This window comes from Streptomyces sp. NPDC060194 (assembly GCF_042728285.1).
In the GTDB taxonomy this organism is placed as follows: Bacteria; Actinomycetota; Actinomycetes; order Streptomycetales; family Streptomycetaceae; genus Streptomyces.
In genome coordinates, this window is sequence record NZ_JBHWZH010000003.1 from 58,440 (window position 1) to 77,133 (window position 18,694).

The 18,694-nt window shown below is 74.6% G+C and carries 14 protein-coding genes; 13 read left to right on the plus strand and 1 reads right to left on the minus strand.

Annotation, left to right across the window (positions count from 1 at the left end):
• Positions 1-92: 92 nt before the first annotated feature.
• The 12 genes from pdhA to ACFWEG_RS01305 all read left to right on the plus strand — a co-directional run bounded on the left by pdhA (position 93) and on the right by ACFWEG_RS01305 (position 14,821).
• Positions 93-1,232, plus strand: coding sequence for a pyruvate dehydrogenase (acetyl-transferring) E1 component subunit alpha (gene pdhA, locus ACFWEG_RS01250; protein ID WP_387207807.1), 1,140 nt, complete (start codon positions 93-95; stop codon positions 1,230-1,232).
• Complete coding sequence (locus ACFWEG_RS01255) at positions 1,229-2,257, plus strand: alpha-ketoacid dehydrogenase subunit beta (protein WP_387207809.1); 1,029 nt, start codon at positions 1,229-1,231, stop codon at positions 2,255-2,257. The genes pdhA and ACFWEG_RS01255 overlap by 4 nt, the downstream gene beginning before the upstream one ends.
• Complete coding sequence (locus ACFWEG_RS01260) at positions 2,257-3,648, plus strand: dihydrolipoamide acetyltransferase family protein (RefSeq protein ID WP_387207811.1); 1,392 nt, start codon at positions 2,257-2,259, stop codon at positions 3,646-3,648. Before ACFWEG_RS01255 ends, ACFWEG_RS01260 begins: the two co-directional genes overlap by 1 nt.
• 25 nt (positions 3,649-3,673) lie before the next feature.
• Positions 3,674-4,636, plus strand: a complete 963-nt coding sequence (locus ACFWEG_RS01265) for an NTP transferase domain-containing protein (protein WP_387207813.1) — start codon at positions 3,674-3,676, stop codon at positions 4,634-4,636.
• Positions 4,633-6,261, plus strand: coding sequence for a molybdopterin-binding protein (locus ACFWEG_RS01270; RefSeq protein ID WP_387207815.1), 1,629 nt, complete (start codon positions 4,633-4,635; stop codon positions 6,259-6,261). Before ACFWEG_RS01265 ends, ACFWEG_RS01270 begins: the two co-directional genes overlap by 4 nt.
• The gene (locus ACFWEG_RS01275; protein ID WP_387207817.1) at positions 6,233-7,363 is read left to right on the plus strand and encodes a potassium channel family protein; all 1,131 of its coding nucleotides are present in this window, start codon (positions 6,233-6,235) and stop codon (positions 7,361-7,363) included. The genes ACFWEG_RS01270 and ACFWEG_RS01275 overlap by 29 nt, the downstream gene beginning before the upstream one ends.
• A gap of 36 nt (positions 7,364-7,399) precedes the next feature.
• Positions 7,400-8,356, plus strand: a complete 957-nt coding sequence (locus tag ACFWEG_RS01280) for an NAD(P)H-quinone oxidoreductase (RefSeq protein WP_387207819.1) — start codon at positions 7,400-7,402, stop codon at positions 8,354-8,356.
• A gap of 549 nt (positions 8,357-8,905) precedes the next feature.
• Entirely contained in the window at positions 8,906-9,430 is a 525-nt protein-coding gene (locus ACFWEG_RS01285; RefSeq protein WP_387207821.1) for a hypothetical protein, read from the plus strand.
• A gap of 152 nt (positions 9,431-9,582) precedes the next feature.
• Positions 9,583-10,254 (plus strand): PadR family transcriptional regulator, encoded by a 672-nt coding sequence (locus ACFWEG_RS01290; RefSeq protein ID WP_387207823.1) that lies wholly within the window; start codon positions 9,583-9,585, stop codon positions 10,252-10,254.
• A gap of 284 nt (positions 10,255-10,538) precedes the next feature.
• Entirely contained in the window at positions 10,539-11,291 is a 753-nt protein-coding gene (locus tag ACFWEG_RS01295) for an ABC transporter ATP-binding protein (protein ID WP_387207825.1), read from the plus strand.
• On the plus strand, positions 11,288-14,152 hold the full coding sequence (locus tag ACFWEG_RS01300; RefSeq protein ID WP_387207827.1) for an FtsX-like permease family protein: 2,865 nt from the start codon (positions 11,288-11,290) through the stop codon (positions 14,150-14,152). Before ACFWEG_RS01295 ends, ACFWEG_RS01300 begins: the two co-directional genes overlap by 4 nt.
• 123 nt (positions 14,153-14,275) lie before the next feature.
• A complete protein-coding gene (locus ACFWEG_RS01305; protein WP_387207829.1) occupies positions 14,276-14,821 on the plus strand; it encodes a bacterial proteasome activator family protein in 546 nt (181 codons plus the stop codon).
• A gap of 117 nt (positions 14,822-14,938) precedes the next feature.
• Here the strand turns inward: ACFWEG_RS01305 and ACFWEG_RS01310 are convergent, their stop codons facing one another.
• Positions 14,939-16,543 carry a protein kinase gene (locus tag ACFWEG_RS01310; RefSeq protein WP_387207831.1) on the minus strand — a complete coding sequence of 535 codons (1,605 nt, stop codon included), beginning with the start codon at positions 16,541-16,543 and terminating at the stop codon, positions 14,939-14,941.
• A 383-nt stretch (positions 16,544-16,926) separates the two neighbouring features.
• Here ACFWEG_RS01310 and ACFWEG_RS01315 point away from each other — a divergent pair, with 383 nt between their 5' ends.
• Complete coding sequence (locus tag ACFWEG_RS01315; protein WP_387207833.1) at positions 16,927-18,687, plus strand: protein kinase; 1,761 nt, start codon at positions 16,927-16,929, stop codon at positions 18,685-18,687.
• The last annotated feature ends 7 nt before the right edge of the window (positions 18,688-18,694 follow it).

Below are 18,694 nucleotides of genomic sequence, written 5' to 3' on the forward strand. Positions count from 1 at the left end.
CCTGTAGCCAAAATGCGCGAACAACCGAACAATCGGTAGGTGAGGCGCGTCACACCCGCGCCGCATGCCGCTCCCACAAGGAGGTGTTCGTCGTGACCGTGCTGCTGCCCGACGGAAAGCCGCGCTGGAAGCCCCGTACGGACCCGGCCCCGCTGCTGCCGGACGCCGAGCCGTACGCCGTGCTCGGCACCGGGGCCGCCGCCCGGACCGACCCCGACCTCCTCGTGCGGCTCTACACCGAGGCCGTCCGCGGCCGCCGGTACAACGCGCAGGCCACCGCCCTGACGAAGCAGGGCCGGCTCGCCGTCTACCCCTCCAGCACCGGGCAGGAGGCCTGCGAGATCGCCGCCGCGCTGGTCCTGAAGGAGCGCGACTGGCTCTTCCCCAGCTACCGCGACACCCTCGCCTGCGTCGCCCGCGGCCTCGACCCGGCCGCCGCGCTGACGCTGCTCCGCGGCGACTGGCACACCGGCTACGACCCCCGCGAGCACCGCATCGCCCCCCTGTGCACCCCCCTGGCCACCCAGCTGCCGCACGCGGTGGGCCTCGCCCACGCCGCCCGCCTCAAGGGGGACGACGTGGTCGCCCTCGCCATGGTCGGCGACGGCGGCACCAGCGAGGGCGACTTCCACGAGGCGCTCAACTTCGCCGCGGTCTGGCAGGCCCCCGTCGTCTTCCTCTTGCAGAACAACGGCTTCGCGATCTCCGTCCCGCTCGCCAAGCAGACCGCCGCCCCCTCCCTGGCCCACAAGGCCGTCGGGTACGGCGTCCCCGGCCGGCTGGTCGACGGCAACGACGCGGTCGCCGTCCACGAGGTCCTGCGGGAGGCCGTGGAGCACGCCCGCGCGGGCCGCGGCCCGGTCCTCGTCGAGGCCGTCACCTACCGCCTCGACGCGCACACCAACGCCGACGACGCCACCCGCTACCGCTCGGCCGACGAGGTCGAGGCCTGGCGCCGGCACGACCCGGTCGCCCTCCTGGAGCGCGAACTGGACGCCCGCGGCCTCCTGGACGACGGCCTGCGGGACGCGGCCCGCGCGGACGCCGAGCAGATGGCCGCCCGGCTGCGCGAGCGGATGAACGCCGACCCGGTCCTCGACCCGGCCGACCTCTTCGCCCACGTCTACGCGGCGCCCACGCCCCAGCTCGCCGAGCAGGAGGCCATGCTCCGCGCGGAGTTGGCCGCGGCGGAGGAGCACGGCGGCGAGCAGGACGCGGAGGCCGGACGATGACGGTCACCACGGCCGCGGGCCCCGCCTCCGGCCGGGCCGCGAAACCCGTCACGATGGCGCACGCCCTCAACCGCGCCCTGCGCGACGCGATGGCCGCCGACCCCTCGGTCCACGTCCTCGGGGAGGACGTCGGCGCCCTCGGCGGCGTCTTCCGGGTCACCGACGGCCTCGCCGCGGAGTTCGGCGAGGACCGCTGCACGGACACCCCGCTCGCGGAGGCCGGCATCCTCGGCACGGCCGTCGGGATGGCGATGTACGGACTGCGACCGGTCGTCGAGATGCAGTTCGACGCCTTCGCCTACCCCGCCTTCGAGCAGCTGATCAGCCACGTCGCCAAGATGCGCAACCGCACCCGCGGCGCGCTCTCGCTCCCCCTCGTCGTGCGCGTCCCCTACGGCGGCGGCATCGGCGGCGTGGAGCACCACAGCGACTCCAGCGAGGCGTACTACCTGGCCACTCCCGGTCTGCACGTGGTCACCCCGGCCACCGTCGAGGACGCCTACGGCCTGCTCCGCGCGGCCATCGCCTCCGACGACCCGGTGGTCTTCCTGGAGCCGAAGCGGCTCTACTGGTCCAAGAGCGCCTGGACGCCGGAGGCCGCCGAGGTCGAGCCGATCGGCCGCGCGGTGGTCCGCAGGACCGGCCGCAGCGCCACCCTGATCACCTACGGCCCCTCGCTGCCGGTCTGCCTGGAGGCGGCCGAGGCGGCGGCGGAGGAGGGCTGGGACCTGGAGGTCGTCGACCTCCGCTCGCTGGTCCCGTTCGACGAGGAGACGGTCTGCGCGGCGGTGCGGCGCACCGGCCGGGCCGTCGTCGTGCACGAGGCGGCCGGCTTCGGCGGCCCCGGCGGCGAGATCGCCGCCCGGATCACCGAGAAGTGCTTCCACCACCTGGAGGCCCCGGTGCTGCGGGTCGCCGGGTTCGACATCCCCTACCCGCCGCCGATGCTGGAGCGGCACCACCTGCCCGGGGTCGACCGGATCCTCGACGCCGTCGCGCGCCTGCAGTGGGAGGGGGGCAACTGATGCCGCAGGTCTACGAGTTCGCCCTGCCCGACCTGGGCGAGGGCCTGACCGAGGCCACGGTCGTCACCTGGCTGGTCGAGGTGGGCGACGTCGTCGAGACGGACCAGCCGGTCGTCGAGGTCGAGACGGCGAAGGCGATGGTCGAGGTGCCGTGCCCGTACGCGGGCGTGGTCACCGCGCGCTTCGGCGAGCCGGGCGCGGAGGTGCCGGTGGGCTCACCGCTGCTCACGGTGGCGGTCGGACCGACCGCCACCGAGGACGGCGCTCCCTCCGGGGCGGCCGCCGCGGCCCCGGAGACCGAGACGTCCGGCAACGTGCTCGTCGGCTACGGCACCGGGGCCCCGGCGGCCCGCCGCCGCCGGGTGCGCGCGGCCGGCGGCCCGGGCCGGGCGGCGGGCACGGCGTCCGCCGTCGGGGCGTCCCGGACCCCGGTGGCCGTCGCGGCCGCCACCCCCGCGGGCGCGTCGGCCCCCGTTGCCGTCGCGACCGCTGCGGCAGACGCCCCCGCCCTCGGCCCCGTCGCCGTCATCTCGCCGCTCGTGCGGAAGGTCGCGCGCGACCACGGCCTAGATCTGCGGGCCCTGGCCGGCAGCGGGCCCGACGGGCTGATCCTGCGGGCCGACGTCGAGCGGGCCGTGCGGGACCGGGCGCAGGCTCCCGCGGACGCCGCGCCGCGGCCCGAGCCCGCGAGCGTCCCCGACGGCGTGACCAGGACGCCGCTGACGGGCTTCCGCGGGGTCGTCGCCGACAAGCTCTCCCGCAGCCGGCGGGAGATCCCGGACGCCACCTGCTGGGTGGACGCCGACGCCACCGAGCTGATGGCCGCCCGGGCCGCCATGAACGCCCCGGGGCTGCCGAAGGTGTCCGTCCTCGCGCTCCTCGCCCGGATCTGCGTCGCCGCCCTCGCCCGCCACCCCGAGCTGAACGCCACCGTCGACACCGAGGCCCGGGAGGTCGTCCGGTTCGACGCGGTGCACCTCGGCTTCGCCGCGCAGACCCCGCGCGGCCTCGTCGTGCCGGTGGTCCGCGACGCGCACACGCGCGACACCGAGGCGCTGACCGCCGAGTTCGCCCGGCTGACCGAGACCGCCCGCGCCGGCGCGCTGACACCCGGCCAGCTGACCGGATCCACCTTCACCCTCAACAACTACGGCGTGTTCGGCGTCGACGGCTCGACCCCGATCATCAACCACCCGGAGGCGGCGATGCTCGGCGTCGGCCGCATCGTCCCCAAACCCTGGGTGCACGAAGGTGAGCTGGCGATACGTCAGGTCGTGCAGCTCTCGCTCACGTTCGACCACCGCGTCTGCGACGGCGGGACCGCCGGCGGGTTCCTGCGCCACGTCGCCGATCTCGTCGAACGGCCCGCGCTGCTGCTGCGTTCCGTGTGATCACCTCCGCCCGCATACTCCTTGCATGACAGCAGGAGCCGCGGGCGGAGCACCGGAACCGCCGAACGCGGTGTTCGACGCCGTGGTGCTCGCCGGCGGCGCGGCCCGCCGGCTCGGCGGCGCGGACAAGCCCGGCCTGCGGGTCGGCGGCCGGGCGCTGGTCGACCGGGTGCTCGACGCCTGTGCCGGAGCCCGGACGACGGTCGTCGTCGGGGAGGCCCGCGCCACCGTCCGCCCGGTGCTCGTGACCCGCGAGTCGCCGTCCGGCAGCGGCCCTCTCGCCGCCCTGGCGGCGGGCCTGCACGCCCTCCCCCGCCCCGCCGCCGACCACGTCGTCGTCCTCTCCGCCGACCTGCCGTTCCTCGGCCGCGACACCGTCCGCCGCCTGCTCCGCGCCCTCGGCGACGGAGCCGAGGCCGCCGTCCTCACCGACCCCGGCGGGCGCGACCAGCCGCTGGTCGCGGCGTACCGCGCCGCCCCGCTCCGCGCGGCGCTCGCCGGCATCGCGCGCGCCCACGACGGCACCTGCGCGAACCTCCCCCTTCGCCTCCTCACCGAGCGACTCGTCCTCGACCGGATCCGCGATCCCGCCGCCGCATCGGCGTCGTTCGACTGCGACACCTGGGAGGATCTCGCCGCCGCCCGCGCCCGGATCAGGGAGCATGGACACGTGCTGGATGAATGGATCACCGCAGTCAAGGCCGAGCTCGGCATCGACCTCGACGTCGACACCGCGCTCCTGCTCGACCTGGCCCGCGACGCCGCCCACGGCGTCGCCCGGCCCGCCGCCCCGCTGACCACGTTCCTCGTCGGCTACGCCGCCGGCCTCTCCCGGGACGCGGGCCCCGAGGCGATCGCCGAGGCCACCCGCAAGGCGGTGGCGCTCGCGGCGCGCTGGGCGGAGGAGGCGGCGGAGCCGGCCGGCCCGACCACGCCGGCGCAGGACGCCCCCGGCGACGGACCCGACGCCCGCCCGGACGCCCGGTGAGCCCGGCGGAGCCGTGGGCCACGGCCCACGTCCCCGCCTCCGGCGACCCCGAGTTCGCGGTCGACGACGCGCTCGCCCTGGCCGACGGCCGCCACGGCGGTGGACCCGCGGACCGGCCCCCCTCCGTCCCCCCGGCCCCGACCGCCCCCGGCACCGCCACCGGGCTCCCCGAGGAGCGGACCGGCGCCGCCCCCTCCGCCGAACCCGCCCCGGCCCACCGCCACACCGCCGCCTCCTGGCCCGAGGCCCGGGCCGCCGCACTGCGCGCCGCGCGAGCCGTACGCCGCGCCCGCCCCCCGGCCCCGCGCACCGCCCCGCTCGCCGACGCCCTCGGGTCCCTGCTCGCCACTCCGCTCGCCGCCCTCGCCGACCTGCCCTCCTTCGACACCTCCGCCATGGACGGCTGGGCCGTCGCCGGACCGGGCCCCTGGTCGGTACGCGGCGACGGCGCGCTCGCGGGCCGGGCGGCGCCCGCCGCGCTGGAGGACGGCACGGCCGTCCCCATCGCCACCGGAGCCCGCAGCCCGGCCGGGGCGACCGCCGTGCTGCGCAGCGAGCACGGCCGGACCGACCCGCAGGGGCGGCTGCACCCCACCCGAACGGTGACACCCGGTCAGGACATCCGGCCGCGCGGCCAGGAATGCCGCACGGGGGACCGGCTGCTGCCCGCCGGAACCCTGGTCACGCCCGCCGTCCTCGGCCTCGCCGCCGCGGCCGGGTACGACGAACTGCCCCTGCTGCCCCGCCCCACCGTCGAGATCCTGATCCTCGGCGACGAACTCCTCGACCACGGCCTCCCGCACGACGGCCTCATCCGTGACGCGCTCGGCCCGATGCTCACCCCCTGGCTCCGCACGCTGGGCGCGGACGTGGTCTCCGTACGGCGGCTCCACGACGACGCCGCGGCCCTGCGGGAGGCGGTCACCGGCTCGACGGCCGACGTCCTGGTCACCACCGGCGGCACCGCGGCAGGGCCGGAGGACCACGTACGGCCCGTGCTGCTCGCGGCCGGAGCCGAACTCCTCGTCGACGGCGTCGCGGTGCGGCCCGGACACCCGATGCTGCTGGCCCGGATGCCCGCGGACCGCCTCCTCCTCGGCCTCCCCGGCAACCCGCTCGCCGCCGTCTCGGGACTGCTCACCCTCGGCGAGCCCGTCCTGCGGATCCTCGCCGGCCGTCCCGCCGCGGACCCGGACGCCGCTCCCCTCGCCGACGCCGTCCCGGGCCACCCGTACGACTTCCGGCTGGTCCCCGTCGTGTACCGGGGCGAGGAGGTCGTTCCGCTGCGCTACAACGGGCCCGCCATGCTGCGCGGGATCGCGGCGGCCGACGCGCTGGCGGCCGTCCCACCGGGCGGCGCGAAGCCGGGCCAGGACGTCGAACTCCTGGACCTGCCGTGGTCGTTGCCCGCGCTGTGCGCCGGAACAACCGCCTCCGCCGACCCCGATGGCACCCTCGATCTCGGTGCCCCCGAAGATGTCTCACGTTCCGAGTCCTCCCGAGAGGGCGCCCGCCGGCCCCTCGGTCCCCGCCGAGACCCCGCGGTGGATGTTTCACGTGAAACATCCGCCGACCGTGGCTCCCGCGATCCGAAGGATGTTTCACGTGAAACAGCCCGGCCATGACCTGATGGCTCGTCAAGCCGACGAGCACTCGGGCAAGGGGCAGGTCAAGCTCCCCCGGCACGCCGTCCAGGCACCGCTGCGGCAGGTGGCCCGCCGGGTCGTCATCGCGACCCTGGTCATGGTGGTCACCGTGCTGCTCGTCTATCTGGACCGGGACGGCTACAACGACAACTCCGACGGATCCGTCGACTTCCTCGACGCCGTCTACTACTCGACGGTCACCCTCTCCACCACGGGGTACGGGGACATCACGCCGGTCAGCGACTTCGCCCGGCTCATCAACGTTCTGATCATCACGCCCCTGCGCGTGCTGTTCCTGATCATCCTGGTCGGTACCACTCTCGAGGTCCTCACCGAGCGGACCCGTGAGGAGTGGCGGCTGAACCGATGGAGGAGTTCCGTGCGTGACCACACCGTCGTCGTCGGCTTCGGGACCAAGGGCCGCTCGGCGATCCTCACCCTGCTCGCCGCCGGCGTGAAGGCCGAGCAGGTGGTCGTCGTCGACCCGAGCGCCAAGGCGATCGACGCGGCGACCGCGGAGGGCTACACCGGGGTCATCGGTGACGCCACCCGCAGTGACGTCCTGCTCCGCGCCGAGCTGCAGAAGGCCCGGCAGGTCGTCATCGCGACCCAGCGGGACGACACGGCCGTCCTGGTCTCCCTGACCGCCCGCCAGCTCAACCGGGGCGCGCACATCGTCGCCTCGGTGCGGGAGGAGGAGAACGCGCCGCTGCTCAAGCAGTCCGGCGCCGACCAGGTGATCACCAGCGCGAGCGCCGCCGGCCGGCTCCTGGGGCTCTCCGTGCTCAGCCCGAGCGCGGGCACGGTCATGGAGGACCTGATCCAGCAGGGCACCGGGCTCGACCTGGTGGAACGGCCGGTGATAAAGGCCGAGGTGGGGCTGAGCGTCCGCGAGACGGGCGACCTGGTGGTCAGCGTCAAGCGCGGCCACCGGCTCCTCGGCTACGACGACCCGGCCGCCAGCCCGCTCCAGCTCACCGACCGGCTCATCACCATCGTGCGCGCCTCCCCGCCCGGCTCCCCCGGCGAGGGCCTGAAGTCGTCGGTCAAGGGCAACGTCTGGCGGCAGCAGCAGGGCTGACGGGCTCCTCCGGGCCGCAGGAGTAGCGTCGGAGGCATGTATGCCATCACGATTCCCGAGCCCGGCGGTCCCGAAGCCCTCGTCTGGGCAGAGGTCCCCGACCCCGTGCCCGGTGAGGGCGAAGTCCTCGTCGACGTCGTCGCCAGTGCGGTGAACCGCGCGGACCTGCTCCAGCGGCAGGGGTTCTACAACCCGCCGCCCGGAGCGTCCCCCTACCCCGGTCTGGAGTGCTCGGGCCGGATCGCCGCACTCGGTCCCGGCGTCAGCGGCTGGGCCGTCGGCGACGAGGTGTGCGCGCTGCTCGCGGGCGGCGGCTACGCGGAGCGGGTCGCCGTGCCCGTCGGGCAGGTGCTGCCGGTCCCCGACGGCGTCGACCTGGTGACGGCCGCGGGGCTGCCGGAGGTGGCGGCGACCGTCTGGTCGAACGTCTTCATGGTCGCCCATCTGCGCCAGGGCGAGCGTCTGCTGGTGCACGGCGGGTCCAGCGGCATCGGCACCTTGGCGATCCAGCTCGCCAAGGCGGCCGGTGCGCACGTCACGGTCACCGCCGGCAGCAAGGAGAAGCTGGAGCGGTGCGCCGAGCTCGGCGCGGACATCCTGGTCAACTACCGCGAGCAGGACTTCGTCGACTCCGGGCCCTACGACGTGATCCTCGACATCGTCGGAGCCAAGTACCTGGAGCGCAACGTCGACGCGCTCGCGGTGAACGGCCGGCTGGCGATCATCGGCCTGCAGGGCGGCGTCAAGGCCGAGCTGAACCTGGGCACGCTGCTGGGCAAGCGAGCCGCGATCACCGCGACCTCCCTGCGGGCCCGGCCGGCGTCCGAGAAGGGGGCCATCATCGCGGCGGTCCGCGAGCACGTCTGGCCGCTGGTCGCCGCGGGCCGGGTGCGGCCCGTCGTCGACCGCACCGTGCCGATGCGGGACGCGGCCGAGGGTCACCGGATCCTGGAGGAGAGCGGCCACATCGGGAAGGTGCTGCTGACCCGCTGACCCGCTGACCCGCTGACCCGGTGACCCGGAGACCCGGTGCCCCGGTGACCCGCTGACCCGCGGCCGGTCGCTCGCTGACCCGCGGCGGGCCGCCGGTGACCCGCGGCCGGTCGCCCTGTGACGGTCGGGTCCGCGTGAGGCGGCGGGGTGACCCGGAGGGGTCCGCGCGAGGCGGTCGATGCCCCGGAAGGGGCCGCACGAGGCGCCCGGTGACCCGGACGAGGGTCGCCGGGATGCCGCCCGGGGGGCCGCGTGTGACGCTGGATCGACGGCGTTCCGGCCCGCGCACCCGGGAGGGAGACCCGCGTGATGACTCCCCGTTTCCGCTCCTGGGCCGTCCTCTGCGCGCTGGTCCTGCCCCCGCTCCCGGCGCCAGGGGCGGCGGCCGACCCGCCGTCCGGCCCGGCCCCGAGGCCTGCCGCAGGCACCCTCGGGCCCCCCGCAGCCATCCCCGGGCTCCCCGCAGCCGCCCCCGGGTCCGATCCGGCCCTCCGGCGGGCCGCATCCGTTCCCCCGTCGGATCCGGCACCGCTGCCCGCCGCCGGATCCATGCCGGATGCCGTCGGGGAGGAGCGGTCGCCGAGGCCCGGCGAGTCCCTGGCGGGCAGCCGCCCCGGCGAGGGCCGCGACCGGCCGGGCCGGGAGTCCGACCCGGCCGGCCCCGCACGGACCGCCGATCCAGCGAACCCCCCGCCGTCCGCCCTGCGGCCGCCCCGCACACCGCTCCCCTCGCCCTCCCGCTCCAACGGAGCAGTCGCCGTCCCCCCGCCGACCGCCCCCGCCGACCGTCCGACGCCCGCGGCCGAGGACGTGGTCGCCGGCCCGTCCGATCCCGTCCGCTCACCCGGCCCGAGCGAGCCGTCGGCGCGCTCCGACCGGCCGAACGACCCCGCGGAGGCGGGCAGCGCCCGGCCCGAGCGCGTACCAGCACCGGACGGGAGCACGGGGACGGACCGGAATCCGAAGGCGGACCAGCCCCCCGAGCGGGCCATCGGCCTGCTGCCGCTCGGGGCCGGCATGCTCCTGATCGGCCTCGGACTCGCCGTCTACGCCGTCCGCCTGCGCCGCACCTGACCCCGGCGAAGGCTCCCCCCAGGGGACCACGGACCGCGTCCGTCCTGCGGTCCGCCCGGCGTCCCCCGCACGTACCACCGCGTCCTCCTCACGACGGATTCCGTCCTCCCGGCCTTGCCGACGGCTGGACATACTCGGTATACATACGCGGTATGTCGATCCGTCACGGTCTCCTCGCCCTCCTCGAGCGCGGTCCTCGTTACGGCTCCCAGCTGCGCACCGAGTTCGAGGCGCGCACGGGGGCCACCTGGCCGCTGAACGTCGGGCAGGTCTACACGACCCTCGCCCGGCTGGAACGGGACGGGCTGGTGACCCCGGACGGGGAGGACGCCGCGGGGCACGCGCTGTACGCGATCACCGACCACGGTCGCGACGAGCTCCGCAATTGGTACGAGCGACCCGTCGACCGCACCAGTCCGCCCCGCGACGAGCTGGCCATCAAACTCGCGATGGCCGTGGGGGCGCCCGGCGTCGACATCCGGGCTGTCATCCAGGGGCAGCGGCACCACTCCGTCAAGGCGATGCAGGACTACACGCGGCTGAAGGCACAGGTCCTGGCCGACGTCCCCGCGGACCGCGACGAGGTGGCCTGGCTGCTGGTCCTGGAGCAGCTCATCTTCCAGGCCGAGGCGGAGGCCCGCTGGCTCGACCACTGCGAGGCGCGTCTGGTGCGGCTCGCGGAGGCGGCGGCCACCGACCCCGGCGGGGCTGGAGGAGAAGAGGGGGAACCGAGGGAAACAGCGGAGGGCGGCGCGCGGCACGGGGGGCTGCGCGCCGCCGCCAAGCGCCTCGCCGCACGCAACGGCGGCCCCCGCACCGGCTGACGGGCCGACCGGTCACCGACCGACCCGACGGCCGCCGGCCGACGGCCGCCGACCCGGGAGCCGCCGACCGACGGCCGCCGACCCGGGAGCCGCCGGCCGGCAGGCCGCCCGACCCGACTCGGCCCGTGCCGGCCGTACAGCGGTCCGCCCCGCGCCCCGGCCGCAGAACCGTTTCGCCTGATCCGCACACCCACGCGCGCCGCGCCCGCCACGGTCCGACCAACCGTGCGCGGGCGGCCCGCCGCACGCTCGTCCCGACCACCGTCACAGGGGGAGACCGACCCATGTCCGAAACCGCTTCCGCACCGCCACGACCCGTGCTCGAACTCCGGTCCCTGACCCGCACGCACGGCTCCGGCACCACCGAGGTGCAGGCCCTGCGGGGTGTCGACCTCGCCGTGCACCCGGGTGAGCTCGTCGCCGTCATGGGACCCTCAGGCTCCGGCAAGTCCACCCTCCTCACGCTGGCCGGCGGGCTCGACAGCGCCACCACCGGACAGGTCCTGATCGAGGGCCAGGACATCGGCACGCTCTCCCGCAAGGACATGGCCGCGCTGCGCCGCCGCAGCGTCGGGTACGTCTTCCAGGACTACAACCTCATCCCGGCGCTGACCGCCGCCGAGAACATCGCCCTGCCCCGCGAGCTCGACGGGGTGTCGGCCCGCAAGGCGCGCAAGGAGGCGCTGGAGGCGCTGACCGAGATGGGCCTGGAGGCCGTCGCCGACCGCTTCCCCGACGAGATGTCCGGCGGCCAGCAGCAGCGGGTGGCGATCGCCCGCGCGCTGGTCGGCGACCGCCGCCTGGTCCTCGCCGACGAGCCGACCGGCGCGCTCGACTCCGAGACCGGCGAGACCGTCCTCGCCCTGCTCCGGCAGCGCTGCGACGCGGGCGCGGCCGGCGTCATGGTCACCCACGAGCCGCGCTACGCCGCCTGGGCGGACCGGGTCGTCTTCATCCGCGACGGCCTCGTCGTCGACCAGACGCTCAACCCGGCCGGCGCGGAGTCGCTCCTCGGCAGCATAGAAGGTGCCCGGTGAGCGGTCGCATCACGTCGTGGCGGGCCGCCCTGCGCATCGCCCGCAGGGACGCCGTCCGGGCCAAGGGCCGCAGCCTGCTCGTCCTCTCCATGATCGCCGTGCCCATCCTCGGGGTGAGCGCGCTCGACCTGACGCTGCGCAGTGCTGAGCTGTCCACCGTCGAGCAGCTGGAGCGAACCGTCGGCGCGGCGGACGCCCGGCTCAGCGGGAGTGGGAACGGCGGCGAGCCGCTCTACCAGAACCCGACGGACACCAACGAGCACATGCCGCCGGGGGGCTACGAGGACGGGTCGTTCACCAGCGGCCCCTCCGACGTCGCGGGCGGCATCCCGGCCGGCGCGAAGTCGGTCACCGACACGACCGGGGCCGCCAAGTTCCGCACCGAGAACGGCATCGCGCGGGGTGAGGTGCGCGAGCTGAAGGCGACGGATCCGCTCACGGACGGCCTGCTGACCCTGCTGGACGGCCGGTTCGCCCGCTCGTCCGGCGAGGTGGCGGTCACCGCGCACTTCCTGGAGGACAGCGGACTCGGTATCGGTTCGGCGTTGCGGATCCCCGACTTCGACCGCGAGTACCGGATCGTCGGGAGCTACGAACTCCCCGGCAACCTCAAGGCCGACCAGGTCGTCGCGCTGCCCGGCGACCTCGTCGCCCCGCTCCAGAAGGCCATGGACGCCCAGGGCCTCCCCGGTCCCGGCGCCTCCACCTCCTACCTCGTGGACGTGCCCGGCGCGCGGGGTTTCACGTGGAACATGGTCAAGGAGGCCAACGAGGGCGGCGCACTCGTCACCTCCCGAGCGGTCCACCTGAACCCCCCGGCCGACTCCCAGGTCCCGCTGTTCCAGGAGCCGTCGTACCAGGACTGGGGGAGCAGCGCGGCGGACGACGCCGCGGCGGTCGCCGTCCTGGCGACGATCGTCGGCCTGGCGATCCTGGAGATCTGCCTCCTCGCCGGTCCCGCCTTCGCGGTCGGCGCCCGCCGCTCGCGCCGCCAGCTCGGCCTGGTCGGCGCGAACGGCGGCGACCGCCGGCACATCCGGGCGATCGTGCTCTCCGGCGGCCTGGTCATCGGCCTCGCGGCGGCCGTCGTCGGCACCGTGCTCGGCCTGGGGCTCACGTTCGCGCTGCGGCCGCTCCTGGAGGACACGATCGGCAAACGGTTCGGGTCGTTCGACGTGCGGCCCCTCGAACTGCTCGCCATCGGCGGCCTCGCGGTCCTCACCGGCCTGCTCGCCGCCGTGGTCCCCGCGATCACCGCCTCCCGGCAGACCGTCCTCGCCTCGCTCACCGGTCGCCGGGGCGTCCGCCGGGCGAACCGGGTGCTGCCCGTCGTCGGGACGATCGCCTTCGCCCTGGGCGCGTCGCTCGCGCTCTACGGCTCGACGATGACCAGCAGCCCGATGGTCGTCGCCGGCGGCAGCGCCCTCGCCGAGCTGGGCGTCGTCGCGCTGACGCCCACGCTGGTCGGCCTCTTCGGCCGGGCCGGCCGCTGGCTCCCACTGTCCCCGCGCCTGGCGCTGCGCGACGCGGTCCGCAACCGCGGGCGTACGGCGCCCGCGGTCGCCGCCGTGCTCGCCGCCGTCGCGGGCACGGTCGCGGTGGCCACGTACCAGGCCAGCAGCGACGCCCAGGCGCGGGCCGAGTACACCGCCCAGCTGCCGGCGGGCGCCTCGTACCTCCTCAGCCAGGAGGGCGGCGGCCGGAAGGTTCCCGCCCTGCGGGAGGCGGTCTCCGAGACGTTCCCGGTGGCGGTCAGAGCGGACGTCGACCGCTTGGTCGTCGGGAACAGGAACTGCGAGGACCACTCGGAGGCCAAGGGCTGCGGGGTGGCGGAGCTGATCGTTCCCAAGGCGAACGAGTGCCCGCTGTACACGGAGGAGGCCCAGAAGTTCACCCCGGAGGAGAACCGCCGCCTCAGCAAGGACTGGCGCTGCGAGGACTCCGGACCGTCCGCGCAGTCGGAGGTCTTCGTCGGGGACGACAAGCTCCTGAAGGTGCTCGGGATCGAGGACGAGGGCGCGGCGCGGGCGTTGCGTGAGGGCAGGCCCGTGGTCCTCGACCGGCGCCTGGCGCAGGACGGCAGGATGAGCCTGCGGATCATCGCGGACAGCGCGGCCTACTACGACGCGATGGAGAAGGCCGGCGAGGACGTCGACGTCGACACCCTGCCCGGGGCCACGGTGCGGACGTTCTCCGCGCACGTCACCGAGCGGAGCGTGCAGAACTGGGGCGTGAAGGTGATCATGCCGGAGCAGGCGGTGGCCCGGGCCGCGGACAGCGGCCTGATGACGGCGTCCTACGGCGCCTACTTCACCACCGAGGCCACGCCGACCGGCGCCCAGACGCAGAAGGTCGAGGGGGCGATCGACAGGCTCGGCACCGAGGCCAGCCTCTACACCGAGCGCGGGTTCACCGAGCGCCCCGACATCGTCCTGCTCGCGCTGGCGCTCTTCGCCGGTGTGATCACGATCGGGGCGGCGGGGATCGCCACGGGCCTCGCCCAGGCGGACGCCGAGGCCGACCTCAGGACGCTGGCCGCGGTCGGTGCGCCCCCGCGGGTGCGCAGGACGCTCAGCGGCTTCCAGTGCGGGGTGGTCGCGCTGATGGGCGTGGTGCTCGGCTCCGCGGCGGGGGTGCTGCCGGCGATCGGCCTGCGGCTCTCCGACCGGCGGGCGCAGCAGGAGTTCGTCGACCGGGCGATGAACGAGGGCTGGGGCGGGGACTTCACCGCTCCGTACGTCCCCGTCGTGATCCCCTGGGAGACCCTCGGCATCCTGCTGATCGCCGTCCCCCTCGGGGCCACCCTGCTCGCCGCGGTGGTCACCCGCTCCCAGAGCGCGCTGGTCCGCAGGGACGCGTGACCGGCCGACGGCGGCAGGGGACGGGCGGGACGTCCCACCGCTGATGTGCCCCCTTCGCACGGTGGATCACCGTGTGCAGGGGGCACACCCATGTCAGGGGCGGGTGTGCGAGACAATGGCGGCATGGAGATGCCGAGGAACGAACGGTCGCAGGAGAGTCCCCAGATCCTGGTGCTGGGCCAGGACGGAATGGCGCTCGGCGGCGGAGGCGACGACGACCCCCGCGAGGTCCCGGTGACAGACATGGTGGAACAGCCGGCGAAGGTCATGCGGATCGGCAGCATGATCAAGCAGCTGCTCGAAGAGGTACGGCAGGCTCCCCTGGACGAGGCGAGCCGGGTGCGGCTCAAGGAGATCCACGCCAGCTCGGTCAAGGAGCTGGAGGACGGCCTCGCCCCCGAACTGGTCGAGGAGTTGGAGCGGCTCTCGCTCCCCTTCACGGACGAGGCGATCCCCTCCGACGCGGAACTGCGGATCGCGCAGGCGCAGTTGGTCGGCTGGCTCGAGGGCCTCTTCCACGGCATCCAGACCGCGCTGTTCGCCCAGCAGATGGCCGCCCGTGCCCAGCTGGAGCAGATGCGCCGCGCCCTCCCCCCGGGCGCCGGCGGCGAGGACGACGACGAGAACACCCACGGCCCCGCCCACCGCTCGGGCGGCCCCTACCTCTAGGCCCCCTCCCAGGACCCGGGCGCACTCACCACGGACGTTTCACGTGAAACATCGCGTTTCACGTGAAACATCACGCGCGCCCGGTCCGGGTGTTTCACGTGAAACACTCCGCAGCCGTCAGTTCGGGTAACCCGTCGAGACGTACAGCGTGATGGTGTCCTCGGGGTCGAAGTCCTCACCCGCGGCGGGCACCTGCTTCATGACCGCGCCCTTGCCGAAGATGTTGTCCGGCATCGGCAGGACCTTCTTCGACCAGCGGGCGGCCTGGATGCAGTCCTGGACCGAGTCGATGTAGCTGTACTGGAAGTTCGGCATCTGGAGCTTGGTCTCGTCGTCGAAGGACTCCCGCGCGTCCGTGCACTTCTCCGCGTCGATCGTCTTGGAGGTGTCGGGTCCCTTGTAGCCGTTCTTCGTGGCGCTGGCGGACGGCTTCGCGTCGCCGCCCGCCCGCTTGCCTTCGTCGCCGTTCGAGAGATAGGCGACCAGTCCGCCGATCGCGGCCAGGGCGACGACGGCCGCGGTGACGATCAGCGGGACGTTCCGCTTGCCACCGCCGGACGACGGGCCGGGGTGCTGGGGGGAGAGGTTGTACGGCTGCGTCTGGCCGTAGCCCTGCTGCGGTGCCGTCGGGTAGCCGCCCTGCTGCGGGTAGCCGTAGCCCTGGTGCTGCTGGAGGTGGGCGGGTTGCGGCGTCGGTGCGCCGTACGGGCCCGGCTGGTAGGGCGTCTGCACCGGACCGGAGGGCGGCGGGGTGTGCTGGTCGATCGGCGGGAAGACGGTGGAACCGATGCCGGCGCCCGCCTGCGGCGAGGGGCCCGCGATGATGTGCGGTGCGGCCGGCTGCAGGGACGCCGCGACCCGCAGGCACTCGTCGCGCATCGCCTCGGCGGTCGGGAAGCGCTCGTTCGGGTTCTTCCGCAGCGCCCGGGCGACGAGCGCGTCCACGGCCGGCGGCAGCGCCTGGTTCACCGACGACGGGGCGACCGGCGCCTCCTGCACGTGCGCGTAGGCGATGGCGAGCGGTGAGTCCGCGTCGAAGGGGAGCCGGCCGGTGACGAGCTGGAACAGCATGATGCCGACCGAGTAGAGGTCGGAACGGGCGTCGACCCCGCGCCCCAGCGCCTGCTCGGGGGAGAGGTACTGGGGGGTGCCGACGACCATGCCGGTCTGCGTCATGGAGGTGACCCCGGACTGCATGGCGCGGGCGATGCCGAAGTCCATCACCTTCACCACGTCGCGCCGGGTCATCATCACGTTGCCGGGCTTGATGTCCCGGTGGACGAGCCCCACCTCGTGGCTGATCTCCAGCGCGGCCAGCACGTCCGCCGTGATCCGCAGCGCCTTGTCGGCGGGCATCGCGCCCTGCCGGCGCACGTCGGCGTCGAGCACGGAGCCGAGCGGCTGCCCCTCGACGTACTCCATGACGATGTACGGCATCGGGGCGCCGCCGTCGTCGTCCAGTGCGCTCTCGCCGGTGTCGAAGACGGTCACGATGTTGGGGTGGGACAGCTTCGCGACGGCCTGCGCCTCGCGGCGGAACCGCTCGCGGAAGGCTGCCTCGCGCCCGAGCTCGGAGTGGAGCGTCTTGATGGCGACCTGGCGGTCGAGCACCCGGTCGTGCGCCAGGTGGACGGAGGCCATGCCGCCGGTGCCGAGCAGGTCGAGCAGCCGGTAGCGGCCGCCCGCCAGGGAGCGCCCCGTGAATCCGCCGTCCTGGCTCATGTTCCGTCCCGTCCCCCGCCGGCGCGGTGATCTGCCGATATGACGCCCAAGTCTGCCGGAGGCGCCGAACACGTCAAGCCGCATGCCCGTTCCGTGACCGTACGCGGGGCAAGCGTCCTCCAAGCGTTACGGAGAATGCACCGGTAACACACAGAATTTGCCACGGCGGCCGCGGGCCGGGTTGGATGGCCGGTCGTTCCCGAACCCGGACCGCCCCTGGATGCCTGTAGCGTGACCTGGCGGAGCACCGTGACAACCACCGCGACGACCACCGGGATCACCAGGAACCGGGGCGTTCCGCTCGCGGAGAGATACGACGGCGAGGACTGATGGCACAGCAGCACGCCCACGATCCGTCCGACCCCGGGGCGAATGGCGGCGGCATGTCTGACGCGCCGGAGTACTGGGGCAACAACGGACTGGTCGGCGACGGACGGTACCGGCTGACGCGCAGGATCGGGCGCGGCGGCATGGCGGAGGTGTTCGCCGCCGAGGACCTGCGCCTCGGCCGGGTGGTCGCCGTGAAGTTGCTCCGCTCCGACCTCGCCGAGGACGCGACGTCCAAGGCGCGCTTCACGCGCGAGGCGCAGTCGGTCGCCGGGCTCAACCACCACGCGGTGGTCGCGGTCTACGACTCCGGCGAGGACCGGATCGGCCCCAACATGGTGCCGTACATCGTGATGGAGCTGGTCGAGGGCCGCACCATCCGCGACCTGCTGCAGACCGCGGAGCCGCCGGGCCCCGAGCAGTCCCTGATCATCACCTCCGGGGTACTCGAAGCGCTGGCCTACAGCCACCAGCACGGCATCGTCCACCGCGACATCAAGCCCGCGAACGTCATCATCACCAACTCCGGCGCCGTCAAGGTGATGGACTTCGGCATCGCGCGCGCCCTGCACGGCGTGCAGTCGACGATGACCCAGACCGGCATGGTCATGGGCACCCCGCAGTACCTCTCCCCCGAGCAGGCGCTCGGCAAGGCCGTCGACCACCGCAGCGACCTCTACGCGACCGGCTGCCTGCTGTACGAACTGCTCACCGGACGGCCGCCGTTCACCGGTGAGACCCCCCTCGCGGTGGTCTACCAGCACGTGCAGGACCTGCCCGTCCCGCCGTCGGAGACCTCCGAGGTGACCCCGCCGGAGCTGGACGGCCTGGTCATGCGCTCGCTGGCCAAGGACCCCGACGACCGGTTCCAGACCGCCGAGGAGATGCGCGGCCTGGTTCAGTACGGCCTGCAGATGATGCAGGAGCAGGGCAGCCACACCGGCACGTGGAACACCGGCCCCATCGGCAACGAGGGCATGACGCCCGCCATGGGCATGGCCTCGGTGGCGGGCGCGGGGCTCGCCGGCTCCACGGCCTTCGACGCGACCGCGCACAACGGCGGCATGATCCCGCCGATCGACCCGGACGACGGCGGCTACGGCGGCTACTCCGACGGTGACGACGGCGAACGCCGGCGCGGACCGCTGATGTGGATCCTGGCGGCGCTCGCGGTCGTCCTGATCGGCGCGGGTGTCGTGTACGCGATGTCGGGCAATGGCGACGGCACGAGCGGCGACGACCCCAGCGACCAGACCTCGACCAGCAGCACGGCCCCGGACAAGAGCGACGACCCGTCCGGCAAGCCGAGCAAGGGCGGCACCGACGGCGGCGCCACGGGCGGTACGTCGACCACCGGCGGCGGTGGCTCCGACTCCGGCGGATCGACCGGTGACACGACGGGTGGCACCGACGGCGGAGGCACGGACGCCGGCGGCACGGACGGGGGCGGCACCGACGCGGGCGGCACGGATGCCGGTGGCACGGATGCCGGTGGCACGGACGCCGGTGGTACCGACGCGGGCGGTACCGACGCGGGTGGTACGGATGCCGGTGGTACCGACGCGGGCGGCACGGACGCGGGCGGCACGGATGCCGGTGGCACGGACGCCGGCGGTACGGATGCCGGCGGTACGGATGCCGGTGGTACCGACGCGGGCGGTACGGATGCCGGTGGTACGGATGCCGGTGGTACCGACGCGGGCGGTACGGACGCGGGTGGTACCGACGCGGGCGGCACCGACGCCGGCGGCGCGGATGCCGGTGGCGCCGACACGGGCGCCACGACCGAGGGCGCCGCGGCGGGCACCACCCCCTGACCCCACC

Excerpts from the sequence above, each read along its gene's own strand:
- ACFWEG_RS01255 (WP_387207809.1), top strand. The coding sequence starts at position 1,229 with ATGACGGTCACCACGGCCGCGGGCCCCGCCTCCGGCCGGGCCGCGAAA.
- ACFWEG_RS01260 (WP_387207811.1), top strand. The coding sequence starts at position 2,257 with ATGCCGCAGGTCTACGAGTTCGCCCTGCCCGACCTGGGCGAGGGCCTG.
- ACFWEG_RS01265 (WP_387207813.1), top strand. The coding sequence starts at position 3,674 with ATGACAGCAGGAGCCGCGGGCGGAGCACCGGAACCGCCGAACGCGGTG.
- ACFWEG_RS01275 (WP_387207817.1), top strand. The coding sequence starts at position 6,233 with ATGTTTCACGTGAAACAGCCCGGCCATGACCTGATGGCTCGTCAAGCC.
- ACFWEG_RS01280 (WP_387207819.1), top strand. The coding sequence starts at position 7,400 with ATGTATGCCATCACGATTCCCGAGCCCGGCGGTCCCGAAGCCCTCGTC.
- ACFWEG_RS01285 (WP_387207821.1), top strand. The coding sequence starts at position 8,906 with ATGCCGGATGCCGTCGGGGAGGAGCGGTCGCCGAGGCCCGGCGAGTCC.
- ACFWEG_RS01290 (WP_387207823.1), top strand. The coding sequence starts at position 9,583 with ATGTCGATCCGTCACGGTCTCCTCGCCCTCCTCGAGCGCGGTCCTCGT.
- ACFWEG_RS01295 (WP_387207825.1), top strand. The coding sequence starts at position 10,539 with ATGTCCGAAACCGCTTCCGCACCGCCACGACCCGTGCTCGAACTCCGG.
- ACFWEG_RS01305 (WP_387207829.1), top strand. The coding sequence starts at position 14,276 with ATGGAGATGCCGAGGAACGAACGGTCGCAGGAGAGTCCCCAGATCCTG.
- ACFWEG_RS01310 (WP_387207831.1), bottom strand. The coding sequence starts at position 16,543 with ATGAGCCAGGACGGCGGATTCACGGGGCGCTCCCTGGCGGGCGGCCGC.
- ACFWEG_RS01315 (WP_387207833.1), top strand. The coding sequence starts at position 16,927 with ATGTCTGACGCGCCGGAGTACTGGGGCAACAACGGACTGGTCGGCGAC.